Source organism: Yinghuangia sp. ASG 101, assembly GCF_021165735.1.
In the GTDB taxonomy this organism is placed as follows: Bacteria; Actinomycetota; Actinomycetes; order Streptomycetales; family Streptomycetaceae; genus Yinghuangia.
Genome location: NZ_CP088911.1, coordinates 4,432,407 through 4,453,417, shown reverse-complemented (window position 1 = coordinate 4,453,417; position 21,011 = coordinate 4,432,407). Strand labels below are relative to the sequence as shown.

Annotated in this window: 18 protein-coding genes and 1 pseudogene; 9 read left to right on the top strand and 10 right to left on the bottom strand. The window is 71.4% G+C overall.

Going from position 1 to position 21,011, the window contains the following annotated elements; genetic code table 11:
* Window positions 1–413 precede the first annotated feature (413 nt).
* The 3 genes and pseudogenes from LO772_RS19085 to LO772_RS19075 form a co-directional block, all read left to right on the top strand.
* A complete protein-coding gene (locus LO772_RS19085; protein ID WP_231773235.1) occupies window positions 414–2,246 on the top strand; it encodes an SMI1/KNR4 family protein in 1,833 nt (610 codons plus the stop codon).
* Window positions 2,247–2,682: 436 nt separating this feature from the next.
* Window positions 2,683–2,880 (top strand): hypothetical protein, encoded by a 198-nt coding sequence (locus LO772_RS19080; protein ID WP_231773234.1) that lies wholly within the window; start codon window positions 2,683–2,685, stop codon window positions 2,878–2,880.
* A gap of 239 nt (window positions 2,881–3,119) precedes the next feature.
* A pseudogene (locus tag LO772_RS19075) lies at window positions 3,120–3,593 on the top strand (MMPL family transporter); the annotation flags it as partial.
* A 136-nt stretch (window positions 3,594–3,729) separates the two neighbouring features.
* Here the strand turns inward: LO772_RS19075 and thpD are convergent.
* From thpD to LO772_RS19050, 5 genes are all read right to left on the bottom strand, one after another.
* Window positions 3,730–4,653, bottom strand: coding sequence for an ectoine hydroxylase (gene thpD / locus LO772_RS19070; protein ID WP_231773233.1), 924 nt, complete (start codon window positions 4,651–4,653; stop codon window positions 3,730–3,732).
* Window positions 4,653–5,048, bottom strand: coding sequence for an ectoine synthase (locus LO772_RS19065; protein WP_231773232.1), 396 nt, complete (start codon window positions 5,046–5,048; stop codon window positions 4,653–4,655). Before LO772_RS19065 ends, thpD begins: the two co-directional genes overlap by 1 nt.
* Window positions 5,049–5,103: 55 nt before the next feature.
* Complete coding sequence (gene ectB, locus LO772_RS19060) at window positions 5,104–6,378, bottom strand: diaminobutyrate--2-oxoglutarate transaminase (protein ID WP_231773231.1); 1,275 nt, start codon at window positions 6,376–6,378, stop codon at window positions 5,104–5,106.
* Window positions 6,379–6,526: 148 nt separating this feature from the next.
* Window positions 6,527–7,042, bottom strand: a complete 516-nt coding sequence (gene ectA / locus LO772_RS19055; protein WP_231773230.1) for a diaminobutyrate acetyltransferase — start codon at window positions 7,040–7,042, stop codon at window positions 6,527–6,529.
* A gap of 436 nt (window positions 7,043–7,478) precedes the next feature.
* Window positions 7,479–8,366, bottom strand: coding sequence for a hypothetical protein (locus tag LO772_RS19050; protein WP_231779833.1), 888 nt, complete (start codon window positions 8,364–8,366; stop codon window positions 7,479–7,481).
* Window positions 8,367–8,903: 537 nt separating this feature from the next.
* Here LO772_RS19050 and LO772_RS19045 point away from each other — a divergent pair.
* The 6 genes from LO772_RS19045 to LO772_RS19020 all read left to right on the top strand — a co-directional run bounded on the left by LO772_RS19045 (window position 8,904) and on the right by LO772_RS19020 (window position 15,495).
* Window positions 8,904–9,329: a BlaI/MecI/CopY family transcriptional regulator gene (locus LO772_RS19045; RefSeq protein ID WP_231773229.1), complete on the top strand. Its 426-nt coding sequence runs from the start codon at window positions 8,904–8,906 to the stop codon at window positions 9,327–9,329.
* Between the two features lie 30 nt (window positions 9,330–9,359).
* Window positions 9,360–10,262, top strand: a complete 903-nt coding sequence (locus LO772_RS19040) for a M56 family metallopeptidase (protein WP_443089287.1) — start codon at window positions 9,360–9,362, stop codon at window positions 10,260–10,262.
* 94 nt (window positions 10,263–10,356) lie between these two features.
* Complete coding sequence (locus LO772_RS19035) at window positions 10,357–10,812, top strand: tellurite resistance TerB family protein (RefSeq protein WP_231773227.1); 456 nt, start codon at window positions 10,357–10,359, stop codon at window positions 10,810–10,812.
* Window positions 10,813–11,067: 255 nt separating this feature from the next.
* Window positions 11,068–12,453 carry a hemolysin family protein gene (locus LO772_RS19030; protein ID WP_231773226.1) on the top strand — a complete coding sequence of 462 codons (1,386 nt, stop codon included), beginning with the start codon at window positions 11,068–11,070 and terminating at the stop codon, window positions 12,451–12,453.
* The gene (locus LO772_RS19025; protein WP_231773225.1) at window positions 12,453–13,475 is read left to right on the top strand and encodes a hemolysin family protein; all 1,023 of its coding nucleotides are present in this window, start codon (window positions 12,453–12,455) and stop codon (window positions 13,473–13,475) included. Before LO772_RS19030 ends, LO772_RS19025 begins: the two co-directional genes overlap by 1 nt.
* A gap of 70 nt (window positions 13,476–13,545) precedes the next feature.
* Entirely contained in the window at window positions 13,546–15,495 is a 1,950-nt protein-coding gene (locus LO772_RS19020; RefSeq protein ID WP_231773224.1) for a S9 family peptidase, read from the top strand.
* Between the two features lie 55 nt (window positions 15,496–15,550).
* Here the strand turns inward: LO772_RS19020 and LO772_RS19015 are convergent, their stop codons facing one another.
* The 5 genes from LO772_RS19015 to LO772_RS18995 all read right to left on the bottom strand — a co-directional run bounded on the left by LO772_RS19015 (window position 15,551) and on the right by LO772_RS18995 (window position 20,870).
* Window positions 15,551–16,369 carry an SURF1 family protein gene (locus tag LO772_RS19015; protein WP_231773223.1) on the bottom strand — a complete coding sequence of 273 codons (819 nt, stop codon included), beginning with the start codon at window positions 16,367–16,369 and terminating at the stop codon, window positions 15,551–15,553.
* Window positions 16,370–16,396: 27 nt separating this feature from the next.
* Window positions 16,397–17,473 (bottom strand): hypothetical protein, encoded by a 1,077-nt coding sequence (locus tag LO772_RS19010; protein WP_231773222.1) that lies wholly within the window; start codon window positions 17,471–17,473, stop codon window positions 16,397–16,399.
* Window positions 17,470–17,985 carry a SigE family RNA polymerase sigma factor gene (locus tag LO772_RS19005; RefSeq protein ID WP_231779623.1) on the bottom strand — a complete coding sequence of 172 codons (516 nt, stop codon included), beginning with the start codon at window positions 17,983–17,985 and terminating at the stop codon, window positions 17,470–17,472. Before LO772_RS19005 ends, LO772_RS19010 begins: the two co-directional genes overlap by 4 nt.
* A 555-nt stretch (window positions 17,986–18,540) precedes the next feature.
* Window positions 18,541–19,605, bottom strand: a complete 1,065-nt coding sequence (locus tag LO772_RS19000) for an aspartate-semialdehyde dehydrogenase (RefSeq protein ID WP_231773221.1) — start codon at window positions 19,603–19,605, stop codon at window positions 18,541–18,543.
* Window positions 19,602–20,870 (bottom strand): aspartate kinase, encoded by a 1,269-nt coding sequence (locus LO772_RS18995; RefSeq protein WP_231773220.1) that lies wholly within the window; start codon window positions 20,868–20,870, stop codon window positions 19,602–19,604. Before LO772_RS18995 ends, LO772_RS19000 begins: the two co-directional genes overlap by 4 nt.
* Window positions 20,871–21,011: the final 141 nt, after the last annotated feature.

The following is a 21,011-nucleotide window of genomic DNA, read 5'->3' as shown; positions in this document are numbered from 1 at the left end:
ACAGTTGGGCATCGGCGCGGTACGTATCTGCGCAGATGCACAGCGCGCGAGTCACCCCGCGTGACGACCCTGGGGGTGAAACTGGGGGTCAATCTCGCCCCCCAGACCGCAGCGGACCGAGCCAGACTCGATCAGGCAAGCCGCTGACCTGCACAAAAATAGAAAAGCCCAGGTCAGGGAGCTGTTCTGACTTTATTCGGGACGAAGAGGTCGTGGGTTCAAATCCCGCCACCCCGACTCAGGTCAGAGGCCCTGCCGGAGAGATCCGGCAGGGCCTCTGACGTTGCGTACAGCAGCGAAGTACAGCAGTCGCCGGCCACCTCGGCGGCTGCCGGCGACCGTGCTGCCGTGAGTGCGGATCCACTCGCCACAAGCCCAACCGGTGTGTCGGCGTTGAGTGCCAGGATGCGCTGATGGCCATCGACGACTGGACGACCTTCCTGCGGACGTGGAGCGACGAGTGGGTCGCCGCGCGCACCGACGACTTCTACCCGCCGGTGCCCGGGGACCGGTTGGGCTTCGACCCCGCGTCCGAAACGGAAATCACGGAGGCCGAGCAGCGATTGGGCCTGCGGTTTCCGCCGTCATACCGGGCGTTCCTGGCGGCCAGCAACGGGTGGCGGCGTGCCGGGTCCGTCAACGAGATGTGCTCGACGCGGACGGTCGGATTCTTCCGGGAGATGACCGACTTCGTCTGCGACATGCTCGACGGGTACGAACAAGAGGATCTGGCCGAGGACGTGGACCTGGACGACCCGGCAGAGGGGGACGCCGAGCGGATCCACGCGGCGAACAAGTGGAAGCGCGCCGTGCAGGTTTCACTGGAGGGGGACCTGACCTGGTTTGTCCTCGACCCCGGCGACGTCGGCCCGGACGGCGAATGGGCGGCGTATCGGTATTCGAGCTGGGGTGACATGCCGCAGCGACAGGAATCGTTCGCCGACTTGATGTACTCGATGTTCCAGAGCTTCCACCAGCAGATGAAGCCCGAGAACACGACGTCGCGGGACCAAGACGCCCGCGTCGCCCAAGCCCGGGCCGACCTGATGGCCGGGAAGCTCGACGAGGCACGCGCGGCCCTGGAGGTCGCGCACCGCTTCGGCCGGCCGCGAGCCGCACTGTTGCTGTTCCAGATACGGGCGCTGCTCGGCGAGACGTACCTGATGCCCGACGTCAGACACCTGCTGCCCGAAGACGATCCGTTCCTCAACCGCTGCCTGGTGCCGGTACTTGCGTGGACGACTGAGCGCAACACGTACGGCTACCAGGCACCGGACCCCGCGCTGGATCCGTACCGGAAGCAGGTCAGGAACGGCACTTTCACCGCGTTGACGGGCCCCGCCGTCGAGCGGGCGTGTGAACTGCTCGCGTGGGGAGACGACGCCGGGGCTTGGCACGTCCTGGCCACCGAGGCAATCCCCGCCTGGCGACCGGTCGACGAAAACCACGTCGCACCGATCGAACTGCTCGCCGACCCGCGTCTTGCCCCGATCATCACCCCGGACCGCGCGCGTCTGATTCTGAGCACGCCACGCCCCTGGGCCGCGGCGGGGGTTCCTCTCCCGGACACGACACACGGCGACGGGCTGACCTGGCTCCTCGACGCCCAGTTCCACTCGTACTGCATCACCTTCACCCAGGCGTTGGACGTCCCGCAGCTCGCCGAACACCTTGGCGTCGACCCCGCGGCGGCCGTACCGCCGCCCAGCATTCCCAACGCGGCCCAGGCAAAGGCCTTTCGCATCCAGGACGGCACCGTGGTCGCGGTCGGCTCGACCGGTAACGGTTGGACCTTCGCCATCGAGAGCAACACCGACCGCCGCGGACGCGGTCAACAACTGCTCCCCGGTGTGACGCTGTGGGTGGACAGCGGCTTCATCCGCACCGGGGTGTGTGCGTTCGCAGACGACACGGGCACCACCGTCTGCGAGATCATCGTCACCGCCGACAACGGCTATAACCACACCGGTTGTTTCGAACGTTCCGGCACCGAGCCACACCTTCTCGACGCCGCACTGACAGCGACCGGCGCGCTCGACAAGGACGGCGGGTTCGCCGACATCCAGGGCTACAACAACCTGTACACCTTCGGACGCCGCACCCTCCAAGCCATCGAAGAGCACTTCGGACTCAACCTCCCCCGCGCCGTTATCGACAGGACCTACAGGACAGCGCTCGCGGCGGACCTCCAAGCCCATTCCCACGGGAACGGCGACCACGCCGTCATCCGGGTCCGGACCAACTGACCGGCGACGCCCGGCTCGACGCGAGTTGCCGTACAGCAACGAAGTACAGCAACCGCGGCGGCCGGCCGTGATCGCTTGCGCCTGCCTCCCCCTGTCCCACCTCGCCGAGAGACCCCAACGACCCCCATGCCGAAAGTTCGGGACGAAGAGGTCGTGGGTTCAAATCCCGCCACCCCGACACTGGTGAGAGGCCCTGCCGGAGGGATCCGGTGGGGTCTTTCGCGTGTCGGGGTGGGTGGTTGGTGGATGATCGGATGATCAGGGGGGCTCAGTAGGCTGCGCGCATGGGCGTGCCTGATCTGTTCGACTTTCGGCGGACTGCCGGGTGGCGGGTCGAGTGGTCTGCTGTGCCTTCGGGGTCGGGTTGGCGGCGACCCTGGCGCAGTACGCGGTGTCCGGGGTCGGGCCCGTGTTGTGGGTGGCCGACTGAGCGCTGATGCTCAGCTCGTGTGCGGCGCTGGGGTACGTGTCCCGGCGCCCGGTGGCGATATGCGTGTACGGCCTGGTGGCCACGGCGGTCTACTACGTCTTCGGCGCGGCCGACGCCCCGGCGCAGATGGTGGTGTTGATGATCGCGCTCTACGTCGTGGCCGGGAGCGGGCGCCGGGGGCCGCGGCCGGGCTGGGTGCGGTGACGGTGGCCGGCGTCGGCGTGAGGGTGTTCGGCCCGACCGAGGACATCACGGTCGCCGCCGTGTTCATGCCGGCCGGGTGGGTCGTCGCGGTGGTCGCGCTCGGCAATTCGCGGCTGACGCGGCAGGCGCTGAGGCGCGAGGCGGAGGCCCGGGTGCGGGCCGCCGAACAGGTCGGGGAGGCCGAGGCCCGGCGCCGCGCGAGTGACGAACGCCTGTGCATCGCACGGGAGTTGCACGACATGGGCGTGGTGACGCTGGTCTTCCGGCACAGGTGGTTCGGCGTCCGGCCCGGTCCGATCGAGGCGTACATCCCCGTCATGGTCTTCGCGATCGTCTTCGGGCTGTCGATGGACTACGGGGTGTTCCTGCTGTCCCGGATCCACGAGGAGTGGGAGCGCACGAAGGACTCGGCGCACGCGGTCCGCGAGGGGCCGGCGACCACGGGGCGCGTCATCACCGCCGCCCCGGCCGTCATGATCGTGGTGTTCGGCGCGTTCGTCCTGAGCCCGGACCGCATGCTCCGGCAGTTCGGCCTCGGCCTCGCGGTGGCGATCCTGCTGGACGCGCTGGTGATCCGCTGCCTGATCGTGCCCGCGGCGATGCAGTTGCTCGGCGATCGCGCGTGGTGGCTGCCGAAGCCGCTGGCGAAGGCCCTACCGCACGTCGCCCTCGAACGGCCCTCGGTCGGGCGGAGCCCGGTCGGCGGCGGCTGAAATCCGGGGAACAGGGCGTCACGGGCCTGATGCGCGCAAGCGGACCGGGCCCGTGGGGTTGTGCGCCGACCGATACGGCTCCGCCGAGGCCGGGGGTGACCCGGCCTCGGCGGTGGAGTGCGGTGGCGTGTCCGGCCTACCGCGCGATGTCGCCGACCGGCACGAAGGTGCGTGACGCGATGTGCTCGGGGCGGCGTCCGGGAGCCGCGAACGGCTCGGTGAGGGTGTTCTCGACGCTGTTGTAGACGATGAACACGTTGGCGCGCTCGTACGGTGTGATGTTGCCGTTCGAGCCGTGCATGCAGTTCGCGTCGAAGAACGTCGCCGAGCCGGCCGGGCCGGTGATCTGGACGATTCCGTGGCGGTCCGCGAGGCGGCGGACGGCCGGCGGGCCCGGGGTGCCGATCTCCTGGCGGCGCAGGGATTGGCGGTGGTGGTCCGGCGGGGTGCTGCCGGGGCACGCGACGAAGTGGCGGTGCGAGCCCGGCATGATCATCAGCGGGCCGTTGGTCGCCAGGTTCTCCGTCAGCGAGATCGACACGCTCAGCGCACGGATGCGGGGCATGCCGTCCTCGCTGTGCCAGGTCTCGAAGTCGGAGTGCCAGTAGAAGCCGTTGCCGCCGTAGCCGGGCTTGTAGTTGACGCGGCTCTGGTGGATGTAGACGTCGGATCCGAGGATCTGGCGCACGCGGTCCACCACGCGCGGGTCGGCGGCGAGCCGGGCCAGGATCGGGCTGATCTCGTGGACCGCGAAGATCGAGCGGACCTGGTCGGAGTCCGGTTCCCGGACGGCGCGTTCGTCGTCCTGCATCGCGGGGTCGGCGCGCAGCCGCTGCAACTCCGCGAGGTACGAGGACACTTCGTCGGGCGTCAGGAGACGCTCGGCGGTGTGGAAACCGTCCCGGTCGTACGTGTCCAGTTCGCCGGGACCCAGCGGCCCGGACGGCCCGCCCGGCCACACGACGGGGTCGCGGCGCGGGGTCTCGGAGAGTTCGGGTGCCTTGTCGCGCGTGGGGTACGCGTCGACGGCGGGCGTTTCGGTGGTGCTGCCGGCGCCCATCAGACGGCCTCCTCGGTGAGCAGCGGGTAAACCCCGTTCTCATCGTGGACCTCGCGGCCGGTGACCGGCGGGTTGAACACGCACACGAACCGCATATCCGTGGTCGGGCGCATGGTGTGGTGCTCGTGGCCGTTGAGGAGGTAGAGGCTGCCGGCGGAGATCCGGTGCTTCTCGCCGGTCTCGTCGTTGGTCAGCTCGCCGTGGCCCTCCACGCAGTAGACGGCCTCGATGTGGTTGGCGTACCACATCGAGGTCTCGGTGCCGGCGAACATCACCGTCTCGTGCAGCGAGAAGCCGACGCCTTCGCCCGCCAGGACCATGCGGCGGCTGCGCCAGGTCGGGGCGGTGACGTCACGGTCGGTTCCGTCGAGGTCGTCGATGGACAGGACGATCATGATCGTTCCGTTTCTTGGTGGTGGGTGGACGCGTGCTCGGGCGAGGTCGCGATGGTCATCGTGCGGACGCGGTCGCGTGGACGGCGTCGGTGAGGATCTGGAGGCCTTCGTCGAGTTCGGCGGTGGTCGTCGTCAGCGCCGGCATGAGCTTGACGACCTCGCCGCGCGGACCGGACGTCTCGACCAGGAGGCCGCGCCGGAACGATTCCTCGCTGATGCGGCCGGCCAGCTCGGGAGCGGCCTCGAAGGAGAGTCCGCGGATCAGGCCGGTGCCGCGCTGGTGGGCGCCGAGGTCGGCGTACTCGTCGACGAGCTGGCCGAGCGCGCGCTCGATCTGCTCGCCAGCCGCGAGGGTGCTCTTCTCCAGCGCGTCGTCGGTCCAGTAGTCGAGCGCGTGGGTGGCGGTGACGAAGGCCGGGTTGTGGCCGCGGAAGGTCCCGTTGTGCTCACCGGGCGACCAGATGTCCAGCTCGCGGCGGAACAGCGTGAGGGCCATCGGCAGGCCGTACCCGCTGATCGACTTGGAGAGGCACACGATGTCGGGCGTGATCCCGGCGGTCTCGAAGCTGAAGAACGGTCCGGTGCGCCCGCACCCCATCTGCACGTCGTCGACGATCAGCAGTATGTCGTGGCGCCGGCACAGGTCGGCCAGGCCGCGGAGCCATTCGGGGCGCGCGACGTTGACGCCGCCCTCGCCCTGCACGGTCTCCACGATCACCGCGGCGGGCTTGTTGAGGCCGCTGCCGCTGTCCTCCAGCAGGCTCTCGAACCACAGGAAGTCCGGGACCTGGCCGCCGAGGTAGTTGTCGTACGGCATCGGCGTGGCGTGCACGAGCGGGATGCCCGCGCCGGCGCGCTTCATGGAGTTGCCCGTGACCGCGAGCGCGCCCAGCGTCATGCCGTGGAACGCGTTGGTGAACCCGACGACGGATTCGCGGCCGGTCACCTTGCGGGCGAGCTTGAGGGCGGACTCCACCGTGTTGGCGCCGGTCGGGCCCGGGAACTGGACCTTGTAGTCGAGTCCGCGCGGACGCAGGATGACCTCGTCGAAGCGCTCCAGGAACGTCTGTTTCGCTCCCGTGGACATGTCCAGCGAGTGGACGACGCCGTCGCGTTGGAGATATTCGAGCAGCGCGGCTTTGAGGCGCGGATTGTTGTGGCCGTAGTTGAGCGCGCCGGCGCCCGCGAAGAAGTCCAGCCAGGAGCGCCCCTGCACGTCCTGCAGGCGGCTGCCGCGCGCGTGGTCGAACACGGCCGGCCAGCCGCGGCAGTAGCTGCGGACTTCGGATTCGAGGGTCGTGAAGACGGAGGGCAGTTCCGTGACAGTCAAAAGATCTCCAGGGTCGGAGGGTGGATGAGGCGCGGGCCGTGCGTGGCGGGTGGGCCGGACTGTTCCCGGACCTGGCGGTCCTGAAAGCCCGAAAAGTCCGAATGGGACGGACGATTCGCCTTAATGCACCGAACACGCCGATCGGAGGTCAGCTCCGTGCGGAGTCGACCGGGCCGATGCGGAACAGGACCTCGGGCTCGTGCGTACCGCCGGGGAAGTGCTCGGCGGTGAACAGGTCGGTGCGCCCGACGGGCACCCCGCGGTCCCGTCCCAAGCCGCTGAACAACGCGATCGAGGCCGCGTTGTCCGGGGTGACCGTCGCCTCGACGAACACTTGGCCGAACGGCACGCGGCGGTCGAGCAGGTCGCCCAGCATGCGGGCGGCGACACGCTTGCCCCGTACGGCGGGGTCCACGGCCACCTGCCAGACCATCAGCGTGTCCGGGACGTCCGGACGCACGTAGCCGGTGATGAAGCCGCACACGCGGCCCTGCAGCCGCGCGACCACCGAGGTCGCCGCGAAGTCCCGGCACCACAGGAGGTACTGGTATGCCGAGTTCAGATCAAGCGACCCGACGTCGCGCGCCAGGCGCCACAGATCGGATCCGTCGTCCACACAAGGGGGTTCCAAAAGCAACGTGTTGGCCAAAGTGTTCTCGGACATGCCACGTCAACTTACCGAGAGACTCCAAGCGAGTCGGAAAGCAAGGGGGTTCCCCATATGGAAGTACACACTTATGGTGCGCGCGCACCCCCGCGCGTAACCCAGACTTCCCCCGACAAACATCACGCTTTGGTCACAGTCCCTACCCCACCCCCGCGACAGGAAATCGTCCCGCGGTTTAGTGGTACGACAACGAATCATCCGCAGAACACTCGACCTATCTGATGGATTTTTTGTAATCCACGGGTGACAACGCTTTGGGTACAGGGTTGTGAACATTGGGAAACCCGCCCGAAAGCCACGTGCAACCACTCTTGGCACTACGGATTGTGACGATGGCCACTTCGAGAGGTCCGCGTGCCACACCGACGCATTTGCACGAACGCGTGTACGGAAACGTCGCGAAACCCGCCCGCGGGCCGACGAGCAGCGGTGATCAGGCCGCGGACTTCTTCTTGTCCCGGCCGAAAACAACCATGCGGAGGGCGGCGAAACGGCCGACCCCGGCCGCCGCGGACGCCGCCAGGTAGGTGGCCTGTTCGGTGAACGCCCCCGGGTCCTCGGCCAGCGCGTCCAGCACCAGCATGGCCGTGGTGGTGAAGAGGTAGCTCGCGACGGCCGTACCGCTCGACTGCACGTGGACGCGCCACCCCGCCCGCCCGCGCCGGAACGTGACGCGGCTGTGCAGCTCGTTGGTCAGCAGCGTGGCGACCACGGTCACGACGGCGTTGGCGAGCGCGACGGGCACGGTGTCGGACATGTGCGCCACCGCGGCCCCCGCGGCGACGCCGGTGCCGCCGCCGCACGCCATGAAGCGGACGAACGACGAGACGCGCCCGGGCGGCGCGGGGTCCGGCGCCGGGGCGGCGGTCGGCTCGGCCGTCGGAGCGACGGTGTTCGGATCAAGGGCCTCCGGGGCCGGTTCGGGAGGCGGCGTGCCCGTCTTCCCGGACGACGCGGCCCGGCGGCCGAGGGGCGTGCGCAGGCGCTTGGGCGCGCTGCGGTCGCGTCGCCGCGTACGCGTTCCCCGGCGGGCGGCGGGCCCCTCGCCCGGTGCGGCACGGCGCCCCGGCGGGCGGCGCGAGAAACCGGTCGTGGGCGGCGGCCCGGCGGCCGACCCGCGCGCGGGCGCCGGGACGGGCGCGGCCGACGGGGTGGGCAGCGGGAACGACAGCGAGAACGGCGGCGGGGCCGCCCGGAACTCGGTCGGCGGCACCGCCGGGGCGGCATCGCGGACGATCGTCTGCGGCAGGGGCGGCGGCTGCGTCCCCGGCCACGGAAGCGGCTTCAGCACCGCGGGCAGCGCCGACGGCAGCGGCAGCACGGACAGCAGCGCCGGGGGCAGCGCCGGAGTCGGGGCGGGCGGCGAGGGTGCGGCGGGTGTCGCGACCGCCGCCGGCGATCCCGGCGGTAGCGCCCGCGGGCCGGCCGACGCTGCCGATGCCGGTGCGGGCGGCGGTGGCGCGGAGGTGGGCCCGGTCCACGGTGACGGTGCCGGCGGCTCCGGCGCCGGTGACGTCAGCGGCGCGGCGGGGCGCGGAACCGGTGCCGGGCGCGCGGCAGACGCCTGTGTCCGTATGGACGTGGTTCCCGACACGTGTCCCCCGCTTTCCCCGGCTCGGCATCCCGGTCGGATGCGAACGGCCGTGCTTCGCGAGGGCAGATGCGGGCGCACCTCCCATCGGGCCTGGCCACGAAGTAACCCTACAGATTTATAGATACGTATTCCGCACCGGGCAAGGGGTTTCACCGCGACGCCGCCTCCCTCGCGGGCGACATGGGCGGGTTTGCGGTCCGGGCGGTACGCTCCAGCAGCGATGACGTGTTCTTCGCACCCCACCCGACCGGTCAGGGAGGCGCCATGACGGACCGTCGGCGACAGCCGGCCCCCGGCGAGCACGCCGAACGTGCCCGCCCGGCGAGGCGCGGCCCCGGCGAGCTGGAGGCCGAGGTGCTGAACCTTTTGTGGGCGTCGGGCGGCGCGCGGACCGCGACGTGGACGCAGCAGCAGCTCGGCGACGACCTGGCCTACAGCACCGTCGTGACGATCATGTCGCGGCTGTACGAGAAGGGCCTGCTGACCCGCGTCCGGCAGGGCCGCTCGTACGCCTACCGTCCGGTCGCCGACGAGGCCGGGCTGGCCGCGCGCCGGATGCGGCAGGTGCTCGACCGGGAACACGACCGGGCCGCGGTGCTGGCGAGCTTCGTCTCGGACCTGTCCGACGAGGACGAGCGGACGCTGCGCGCCGTGCTCCGCCGCCAGGCGGCGGGCGAACCCGGGGGCTGAACGGTGCGCTTCGCGGTCTACCTCCCCCTCGTGCTCCCGCTGACGGCGCTGCCGGTCGCCCGGCTCGCCACCGACCACCTCCATCCCCGGACGGCCACCCGGCTGCTCACCGCGGTCGCGGTCGTGCTCGCCGCGTGCAGCACGCTGTGCCTCGCGCTGCTGATGGTGGTCGGCACCGCGCAGGTTCCGGGGAATCCCCTGCCCGACGCGTGGTCCGACCCCGAGGTGCGCAACGAGGTGCCGTACGTCCGGGTGTTCGGTTCGATCGCGATCCTCGGGCTGCTGACGGTCCTGGTCGCCGTGGCGGTGGTGGTCCGCCGCGTGGTCCGGGTCCGCCGGGGCGCGCGCAAGGCCGTCGCGGGGCTCGCCGGCGACGACGATGTCGCGCTGCTGCCGGACGAGGAGCCGTACGCCTTCGCGCTGCCCGGTGCGCGACCGCGCGTCGTGGTGTCGACGGGCATGCTCGCCTGCCTCGACGCCCGCGAGCGCCGCGCGCTGATCGCCCACGAGCGCGCGCATCTCGCCTGCGGGCACCACCGCGTCCTGCTCGCCGCACGGCTCGCGGCGGCGACCCAGCCGCTGCTGCGGCCCCTGCACACCGCGATCACCTACACCGTCGAGCGGTGGGCCGACGAGGAGGCCGCGATGGTCGTCGGGGACCGGCGTACCACGGCCCAGGCGGTCGGCAAGGCCGCGCTCGCGTCGCGGCGGCCGGGCCCCGCGGGGATGCCGGCCTTCGCGGCGCCGGGGCCCGTTCCGCGCCGCGTCGCGGCCCTGCTCGGCCCCACGCCGGACACCGCGTGGCCGCCGCCGCGCTCGCGCACGGGGCTCGCGGCCATCGTCGCGGCGGCCGGGACGACGGTATCCGTGGCCTCCGCGACGAACGCAACGGCCGCCTTGTTCGTCATTCTCAAGGCGGCCACGGCTTTGTGAACCGGGGCCGCCCCGCGGTCATCTACGACTCTGTAGATTGAAGCGGGCGGTCCGCACAGGACCAACGAAGACGAACCCAACTGGGAGGCACGCGATGGCACTTTGGGACAAGTTCAAGCAGTCGGCGCAGAACATGCAGGCGCAACTGGTCGCGAAGAAGAACGATCTGAAGAGCGGCTCGTTCCGCGACGCGAGCATGGCGATGTGCGCGCTGGTCGCGGCGGCCGACGGCTCGGTCGACCAGGCGGAGACGGCCAAGGTCGCCGAGCTCATCGCCAACAACGAGGTGCTGCGCAACTTCGACAAGGACGATCTCCAGCGCCGCTTCTACGGCTACGCCAACCAGCTGCAGTCGGACTACCAGCTCGGCAAGGTCCAGATCATGCAGGAGATCGCCAAGGCCAAGAAGAAGCAGGACGAGGCCCGCGCGGTGATCCAGATCGGCATCGTCATCGGCGGCGCCGACGGCAACTTCGACCCGCAGGAGCGCGCCGCCGTCCGCGACGCCTGCTTCGCCCTGGGCATCGCGCCGACCGAGTTCGACCTCTGACGGTCCGGGCCGCCTCCCCTGCCCCCGATCGGTACGGCCGCGGCGTGACCGCGGCACGACCGGCCCCGACCTCACGCTCATGGACCGCGCGCGGGCGGGTACGGAACCAAGCGCCGGCGAACGCCCGCCCACCAGCCGGGCGTTCGCCGGGGCACCGGGTTTTGTACACACTGGGGGAAGTTGTGGACAATTAGGCATGGATGATCCCGCGCGCAGCAGACCGTCCGCACGCCGCCGACGACGGGGGCCGGTTCGATGACCGAGGTACTGCTGCTGATCGTCGCGGTGCTGCTCATCCTGGCCTGCGCGCTCTTCGTCGCCGCCGAGTTCTCCCTCACCACGGTCGACCGCGTCGCCCTGGAACAGGCCGCCGAGGCCGGTGAGCGCGGTGCCGTCGGCGCGTTGAAGGCGGTCCGCCGGCTGACCGTGCAACTGTCCGGTGCCCAGCTCGGCATCACGGTGACCTCGCTCGTCATCGGCATGCTCGCGCAGCCGTCCCTCGCCAAACTGCTCGCCGGGCCGCTGGAATCGGCCGGGCTCGCGGAGGGCACCGCGAACGGCGTCGCCCTCGTCCTGGGGATCGCGCTGTCCTCGGTCGCCCTGATGGTGTTCGGCGAACTCGTGCCGAAGAACTGGGCGATCTCCCGCCCGGTCCCGGTCGCCAAGGTCGTCGCCACCCCGCAACGGGCCTTCACCCGGGCGTTCTCGCCGCTCATCATCCACCTCAACAGCACCGCGAACCGGGCGGTCCGCCGCATGGGCCTGGAACCCGTCGAGGAACTGGCGTCCGCACGGAGCCCGCGCGAGCTGGTGGCCCTCGCCCGGCACTCGGTGCGCGCCGGGACGCTGGAACCCGACACCGCCGACCTGTTCGTCCGCGCGGTGAGCCTCGGCGACCTGACCGCCGAACAGATCATGACCCCGCGCGTGCGCATCCACGGCCTCCGCGCCGAGGACCCCGTCGACGAGGTCATCGCCGCCGCGCGCGCGACCGGCCACTCGCGGTTCCCCGTCTACCGCGACACCCTCGACGCGGTGGACGGCGCGGTCGACCTCAAGGCCGCCCTCGCCGTCCCCGAGGCCGACCGCGGCACCCGGACCGTCGCGGAAATCGCCGCCGAACCGGTGCTCGTCCCCGAGACCCTGCCGGTCGACGACCTGCTCGACCGGCTGCGCGGCGAGTGGACGATGGCCGTCGTCATCGACGAATACGGCGGCACCGCGGGCGTGGTGACCCTGGAGGACATCGTCGAGGAGGTCGTCGGCGCGGTCCGCGACGAACACGACCGCGAGGAGGTCCCCGAGGTCGTCGCCGTCGACTCCGGCGACCCGGCGCTGCGCGTCTGGGACATCGACGGCGGCTACCGCCTCGACCAGCTCGAACGACTCGGCCCGCACGCCCCCGAGGGCCCGTACGAAACGGTCGCCGGGCTCATCGCCGAGCGGTTGTCCCGCATCCCCGAGGCCGGTGACAGCGTCGTCCTGGACGACTGGACGCTCACCGTCACCGAGGTCGCGCGCCACCGGGCCGCCCGCGTCCGCGTCGTCGGCCCGCCACCCGCCGCACCCGACGACGCCCACGACGCCCACGACGACGAGACGCGCGACGACGACGGCCACGGCCCCCGGGACGGCGCCTGATGACCGTCCTCCAAATCCTCATCGGCGCCCTCACCCTGGTCACCAACGCGTTCTTCGTCGGCGCGGAATTCGCGCTGATCTCGGTGCGCCGCAGCCAGATCGAACCCCTGGCCGCCGGCGGCGACCGCCGCGCGCGCCGGGTCGTGTGGGGCCTCGAACACGTCTCGGCCGTGCTCGCCGCGGCCCAACTCGGCATCACCGTCTCGTCGCTGGTGCTCGGCGTCGTCGCCGAACCGGCCATCGCCCACCTCATGGAGCCGGTCTTCCACGCCGCCCACGTGCCGGAGGGCGCGGTCCACCCGGTGTCGTTCGCCCTCGCGCTGACGATCGCGACGTACCTGCACATGCTGTTCGGCGAGATGGTCCCGAAGAACGTCGCCCTCGCGGCGCCCGTGCGCACCGCGCTGCTGCTCGGGCCGGGCCTCGTCGCGCTCACGCGGGCGCTGCGCCCGGTGATCTTCGCGGTCAACAAGCTGGCCAACAGCATCCTCCGGCTGCTGCGTGTCGAGCCCAAGGACGAGGTCAACGCGGCCTTCACCGGCGACGAACTGGTCCGGATGGTCGACGAGTCGGGCAGCACCGGGCTGCTCGACGAGACTGAGCGCGAACTGCTGCACGACGCCCTCGTCCTCGGCGAACGGCCCGTCTCCGACGTCGTGCTGCGCCTCCAGGACATGGTCACCGCACCCGAGGACGTGACGCCGCGCGTCCTGGAGCACCTGGCGGTCGCCAGCGGCTACTCGCGGTTCCCGGTCCTCGCCGACGACAACACCGTGCTCGGCTACCTGCACGTCAAGGACGCCCTCGACAGCGACGACCCCGACGCGCCCTTCCCGCGCCGGGCGCTGCGCAGGGTCACACCGGTCGCGGCCGAGACGCGGCTGGACGACGTGCTCACCGCGATGCGGCATTCCGGCGCGCACCTCGCCGCCGTCACCGGCGGGGCGGGCACACTTCTGGGCGTCGTGACCATGGCGGACGTGCTGAAGGAGCTGGTGGGACGGCAGCACCGCGTCCGGTGAGCGCCGGGACGGTTGCCGTGTGCACCGGCATGTGCTCCGGCAGGGTCGTGCGCGTAGTTCAATGGAGCGCATGTCCGATTCCGCGCCCCCGGCCACCGCCGCAGGTCCGTACGTTCCCCGGCTCCACATCGACGCGCCCGACACCACCGACGCGGTGGACGCCGCCGGCACCGTCGACGCACCCGATGCCCGCGACGCGGCCGACGCCGAAACCCCCGGCCACGCCGCACCCGCGTGGGAGAAGCGGTTCCGGGCACCGCGCGTGAGCCTGCCCGACTGGGCCGAGCACGCACCCGACCGGTCGGTCTTCCTGTCGAACGCCTCGGGCACCTACGAGATCTACGCGTGGGACCGCGTCACCGGAGCACAACGCCAGGTCACCGACCGCGCGAACGGCACCACCATGGCCTCGATCGACCCGACGGGCGCGTGGATCTGGTGGTTCGCGGACACCGACGGCGACGAGTTCGGCGTGTGGATGCGGCAGCCGTTCGAGGGCGGCCCCGACGAGGAGGCCGCGCCCGGGCTGGCGCCGTCGTACCCCGCCGGGCTCGCGATCGGCGCCGACGGGTTGGCCGTGGTCGCGTGCTCGACCGACGAGGAGGGGTCGACCGTGCACGTGGTGCGGCCCGGCACCGCACCCGCCACCATCTACCGGCACCGCGAGTCGGCCGGCGTCTCGGCGCTGTCCGAGGACGACACCCTGGTGATCATCGAGCACAGCGAGCACGGCGACACCATGCACCCGTCGCTGCGCGCGGTGCGCCTGGACGGCTCGACGGTCGCCGAGCTGCACGACGGCGAGCCCGGGAAGGCCCCCGGCTCGGGGCTGTCGTGCACCGGGTTCGCCCCCGTCTTCGGCGACCCGCGCGTGCTGGTCTCGCACCAGCGCCGAGGCCGCTGGGAGCCGATGATCTGGAACCCGCTCACCGGCGAGCAGCACGAGATCGACCTCGGGCTGCCCGGCGACGTCGGCGTCGACTGGTACCCGGACGCGAGCGCGCTGCTCGTCGAGCACGACCATCACGCGCGCTCCGAGCTGTACCGGTACGACCTGGCCGGCGACACGCTGGTCCGGCTCGACACCCCGCCCGGCACCGTGCTCGGCGCGACCGCGCGGCCCGACGGGACCGTCGAATACCTGTGGTCGAGCGGCGAACGGCCCAGCGAGCTGCGGTCGACCGGCGGCGGGACGGTGCTGGTGCCGCCCGGCGACCGCGCGCCGGAGTCGGTGTCGGTCGAGGACGCGTGGGTCGACGGGCCGGGCGGGCGGATCCACGCCCTGGTGTCGCGGCCGACCGGCGGGCCCGGCCCGTACCCGACCGTCTTCGAGATCCACGGCGGCCCGACGGCGCACGACGGCGACCACTTCGCGCCGGGTGTCGCGGTGTGGGTGGACCACGGATTCGCGGTGGTCCGGGTCAACTACCGGGGTTCGACCGGCTACGGCAAGGACTGGACGGACGCGCTGCGCGAGCGCGTCGGGCTCATCGAGTTGGAGGACATCGCCGCGGTCCGCGCGTGGGCGGTGGAATCCGGCCTGGCCGACCCGGACCGCCTCGTGCTGTCCGGCGGCTCGTGGGGCGGCTACCTGACGCTGCTCGGCCTCGGCGTGCAGCCGGAGAGCTGGTCGCTCGGGCTCGCGGCGGTCCCGGTCGCCGACTACGTCGCGGCGTACGAGGACGAGATGGAGGCGCTCAAGGCGATGGACCGCACGCTGGTCGGCGGCACACCCGAGGAGGTCCCGGAGCGGTACGCCGCGTCGTCGCCGATCACGTACGTCGACCGGGTTCGCGTGCCGGTTTTCGTCAGCGCGGGGCTCAACGACCCGCGCTGCCCGATCCGGCAGATCGAGAACTACGTCGCCCGGCTCGCCGAACTCGGCGCGGTGCACGAGGTCTACCGGTACGAGGCCGGGCACGGTTCCGCGGTGGTCGAGGAGCGGATCCGCCAGGTGCGGAACGAACTGGACTTCGTGGCACGGCACTTGGGGCTGCCGAAGACGGCTGCGCGCACCTGACGGGACGGGCTCGGGGAGGGGTCGTTCCGTCGGCCCGTCCCCGGGCGCGCCGTGCTCAGGAGGCCGGTTCGAGGCCCAACGCGCGCAGCGCGCGGGCCTCCTCGGCCTCCTGGCGCTCCTCGATCTCGCGCCGCACGACGCGCCACCACAGGAACACCGACGCCCCCGCGAAGACGAACCACTGCGCGGTGTAGCCGAGGTTCTGCCAGGCCCGTCCCGAAATGCCGCCGCTCTTCTGCGTCTTCGCGGGCGGCACCGGCACCAGGCCCGCCGCGTCGGCCGGCTCCTGCGCGGTGAGCGCGACATAGCCGTCGTAGAGCCGGTACGGCAGCACGTTGACCAGCTCGGGCGTGTTGATGATCGAGATCCGGCCGGGCGGCAGCCCCGGAATCCGGTCGATCCCCGATCCGTGCTCCGTCTCCGACAGTTCGAGGCGGCCGGTCACCCGCACGTCTCCGATCGGCACCGGCACCGCGCCCGGATCAGGGGTTCCGGCGACCCAGCCGCGCGCCACGAGCAGCCACAGCTCGGGCTCCCCGGCGGGTCGCAGCGGCGTCAGGACGTACGAGCCGTCGCGCCCGTCGACCTCGCGGCCGGGGACGATCAGCTGGTGCGCCGCGTCGTACCGGCCCTCCACCAGCACATTGCGGCCCCGGTCCCGCGTGGTGACCGTACTCCCGCCCTCCAGCTGCCGGGCCAGCTCGACGGCCGGCTCCGCCGACACCGCGGTCGCCCCGGAACCGCCGCTGTCCTTGTTGTGCTCGTTGTAGCGCTGGAACTGCCACAGGCCGAGGGCCGCGCACACCGGGACGGCCACCAGCACGAGAACGTGGAAGGCCACCCAGCGCGGCTGGAGGAGGAAGCGGTGCTGCACCCCACCACGGTAACCGGGGCCGTGCGGTCACCCGACCCTCGGGTACGTCCCGGTCGCGTAGACCTTGGTGCGGTAGACCACACCGCCGCACGCCGCGCTCAGCCGCACCTCGGCGAGCGTCACGTCGCCGTCCGCGAGGGCGTACGCGAGCGCCGGCTCGGGCGGCGGCGGCCCGGGCGGGTTGTCGCCGGGTGTGCAGCTGCCGTTCACCCCGGTCCCCGCGGTCGGCTGCCACGCGAACTGGAACTCGTACGAGGCTCCCGGCCGCAGCGTCAGCGGCCCTGTCGCGGCGGCGACCTCGGGCAGCCGCGACGCGGGGTCGCCGGCCTCGTGCACCTTGACCGACACCTGGATCGGCGGGTTGCCGGGCGGCGAGGCGACCATGACGTGCCCGGAACCGACGATCGTGCAGTCGCGGTTCGCGATGTTGCGCACCTCGAGGACGCCGTACGTGACGCCGTCGCTGCCGGGCCGGCCGAGTTCGTTGGACACCTGGACCAGGTCGGAGATCGTGCACGCCGGAGCGGGCGACGCACTCGGCGACGCGGTCGGGCCGACCGTTCCCGTCGCGGTGGTGGGCTCGACCGTCGGCGGCAGCCGACCGGGGTCGGCGGTCTCGTCGGGCGGCGGCGTCGAGCCCGCGGACGGCGCCGCCGCGGAGGGTGCGGCGCTCGGCGCGATCGTCGCCGTGCTCTTCGGCCCGCCGTTCACGGCCCCGCCGTTCAAGGCGCCGATCGCGCCGCGGCTGTCCGAGAAGTTGTTGCGGGGGTCCTCGTCGGAATCGCCCGCCGGCGCCGTGTCCGCGGCGTCCGCCGATTCCGAGTTCGACCCGCTCTGCTGCGTGGTCTTGTCGTTGATCACCACCGTGCGCACCATCGGCGTCGCGATGCCGAGCACGGCCACCGTCGCGACCGCGGTCAGCGCGGTCGCGCGCCGGCGCCGTCGCCGTGCGGGAACGGCCTCGCGCAGCCGGTCGAGCGCGTCGGGCGCGGGCCGGATCTCCGAGACGGCGTCCGCGAGCCGTCGGCGCAGTTCGTCGGGCAGCCCGTCGGACGCCCCGTCGGGCAGGTCGCCGGTCCCCCGGTCATCGTTCATCGCGGTCACGACGTCTCCATCCGGGCCCGAAGAGCGTCCAGCCCTCGCGAACCGTACGCCTTCACCGAACCCACCGAGAGACCCAGCAGGTCAGCCACCTGAGCCTCCGTCAGATCGGCGTAGTAGCGCAGGACAATCACCTCGCGCTGCCGCCTCGGCAGTTCGCGCAACACCCGGACGAGCGCGTCACGTTCGAGCACATTGTGCGCACCTTCCTCCGCGGTCGGCTCGTCGGTCTGCGGTCGGGGCAGCAGCTTCAGCGCCATCAGGCGCCTGCGCAGCGTGGACCGCGAGAGGTTCACGACAGTCTGCCGCAGGTACGCCAGCGTCTTCTCCGGTTCGCGGAGCCGGTGGCGGGCCACGTGCACCCTGATGAACGCCTCCTGCACGACGTCCTCGCACGAATGCGGGTCGTCGAGCAGCAGCGCGGCCAGCCGCAGCAGCGTGCCGTAGTGCTCGCGATACGTCTCGGTGAGCCGGTCGACGGTCACCCCCGCGTCGGGGTCCTCCGACGGTGCCACCTCGGCCGACGGTGGCTCGGGCGGCCGTTCCGGCGTCCGCGCCAGCTGGTCGGACGCCACGTCAGCGCCCCTCCCGACGGTCGTTTCGGGCGCTGTTCCGCCCGCCGCGTACCGGATCAAGGACTCCACATGCTGCCATGCCCCGGAAGCCTCCGTCTCCGGCCCCGCGAAGGCAACGTCGATAGTCGGGCGCGCGGTACGAACACCGCGCTTGACCCGTGGTTCCACCCCCACCAACTCCGCCACGAACGTTAGACACCCAGTCGCCTCGGAAGGTTGTAGGGAAGTCGAGAACACTGACCCCCGACCGTCCTGGTCGCTCCGGCGCGTCGTCGGATTGTCGGCCTGGGGACACGGTACTGGTCGGCGCGGCGCCCGTCAGGTGGTTCCGGCGAGCCGAACCGCGCCCGGCCCTGTGGCCAACGCCACAGCCTCACACGGACGACGGCCGCCGCCCGCACCCCCCTGTCGGGGCGCGGGCGGCGGCCGTCGTCCGTGTCCGCTCGTGCGCTGTCGCTCTTCCGGGCCGCCCGGGTCAGGCGGCGGAGACGACCCTCACTCGGCGGCGGTGAGCTCCGCCGCGACCAGCTCGGCGATCTGCGCGGTGTTGAGCGCGGCCCCCTTGCGGAGGTTGTCGCCGCACACGAACATCTCCAGCGTGTCCGGGAAGTCCAGCGCCTGGCGGATCCGGCCGACCCACGTGGGGTCGGTGCCCACGACGTCCGCCGGCGTCGGGAACTCGCCGTTCTCCGGGTCGTCGCACAGCACGACACCCGGCGCCTCGGCCAGGATCTCGTGGGCACGGGCGACGCTGACGTCCCGCTCGAAGACCGCGTGCACGGCCAGCGAGTGCGTCGTGATCACGGGGACGCGCACACAGGTCGCGGAGACCTTGAGGTCGGGCAGGCCGAGGATCTTGCGCGACTCGTTGCGGACCTTCAGCTCCTCGGACGACCAGCCGCCGTCCTTCAGCGAGCCCGCCCACGGCACGACGTTGAGTGCGAGCGGCGCCGGGAAGGGCCCGAACTCGCCCACCGCACGGCGTACATCGCCCGGCTGCGTACCGAGCGCCGCGGAGCCCGCGACCTTCGCCGTCTGCTCGCGCAGCGTGTCGATGCCGGGCTGACCGGCACCCGACGCCGCCTGGTACGACGACACGACCAGCTCGCGCAGCCCCAGCTCGGCGTGCAGCGCGCCGAGCGCGACCACCATCGTCAGCGTCGTGCAGTTGGGGTTCGAGATGATGCCGCGCGGGCGCATGCGGGCCGCCGCGGGGTTCACCTCGGGGACCACGAGCGGAACCTCGGGGTCCATGCGGAACGCGCCGGAGTTGTCGACCGCGACCGCGCCCTTCGCGGCGGCCACCGGGGCCCACTGCGCGGAGACCTCGTCGGGCACGTCGAACATCGCGACGTCGACGCCCTCGAAGCACTCCTCGGACAGCGCCTGGACCTCGACCTCCTCGCCGCGCACCACCAGCTTCTTGCCGGCCGAACGAGGGGACGCGATCAGGCGGATCTCCCCCCACACGTCCTGGCGCGTCGACAGCAGTTCGAGCATCACCGTGCCGACGGCGCCGGTGGCGCCGACGAGGGCGAGGGTGGGCTTGCGGGTGCTCATCGGCCGGTACCTCCGTAGACGACGGCCTCTTCGGACTCGGCGTCGAGTCCGAAAGCGGTGTGGACGGCCTCGACCGCGGTCGGCACCTGGTCGGCGCGGCACACCACCGAGATGCGGATCTCCGACGTCGAGATCAGCTCGATGTTGACGCCCGCGTTCGACAGCGCCTCGAAGAACTCCGCGGTGACCCCGGGGTGCGAGCGCATGCCCGCGCCGACCAGGGAGACCTTGCCGACCTGGTCGTCGTACTGGAGTGCCTCGAATCCGACGTTGTCCTGGATCCGGGTGAGCGACTCGATCGCCTTGTGGCCGTCGGTCATGGGCAGGGTGAAGGAGATGTCGGTGCGCCCGGTGGAGGCGGCGGAGACGTTCTGCACCACCATGTCGATGTTGATCTCGGCCTCGGCGACGGTGCGGAAGATCTTCGCGGCCTCGCCGGGCTTGTCCGGGACCCCGACAACGGTGACCTTGGCCTCGCTGGTGTCATGGGCGACACCGGAGATGATCGCCTGCTCCACGTCGTCCCCTTCGGACTCGCTTCGTACCCAGGTGCCCTCAAGCCCCGAGAAGGACGAGCGCACGTGGACGGGCATGTTGTAGCGGCGGGCGTATTCGACGCACCGCAGGTGCAGCACCTTGGAACCGCTGGCGGCCAGCTCCAGCATCTCCTGGTAGCTGATCCGGTCGATCTTGCGGGCTTTCCTGACCACACGGGGGTCGGCGGTGAAGACACCGTCCACGTCCGTGTAGATCTCGCAGGCCTCGGCGTCGAGCGCCGCGGCCAGGGCGACGGCGGTCGTGTCGGATCCGCCGCGGCCCAGGGTGGTGATGTCTTTGGTGTCCTGCGACACGCCTTGGAAGCCGGCGACGATCGCCACGGCGTCCTCGTCGAGCGCGGACCGGATGCGACCGGGCGTCACGTCGATGATGCGCGCTTTGTTGTGCACCGAGTCGGTGATGACACCGGCCTGGCTGCCCGTGAACGACCGGGCCTCGACTCCGAGGTTCTCGATCGCCATGGCCAGCAGTGCCATCGAGATCCGCTCACCGGAGGTGAGCAGCATGTCGAGCTCGCGGCCCGCCGGCATGGGACTCACCTGCTGCGCGAGATCGATGAGCTCGTCCGTTGTGTCACCCATCGCGGACACCACGACGACCACTTCGTGGCCGGCTTTCTTGGTGTCGACGATCCGCTTGGCGACGCGCTTGATGCCTTCGGCATCGGCAACGGAGGAGCCGCCGTACTTCTGCACGACAAGGCCCACGTGCGCTCCTCGTTTCGTGATTGCTGCGGTCGGCACAGTCTAACGAGGCAGGCGGACGCCCCCATCTTCATTCACATAGTGAGACGAACATATTACTTTTCGAACATTGCCCCGTGAATCCAGCGGAAACTGCCGTACGGA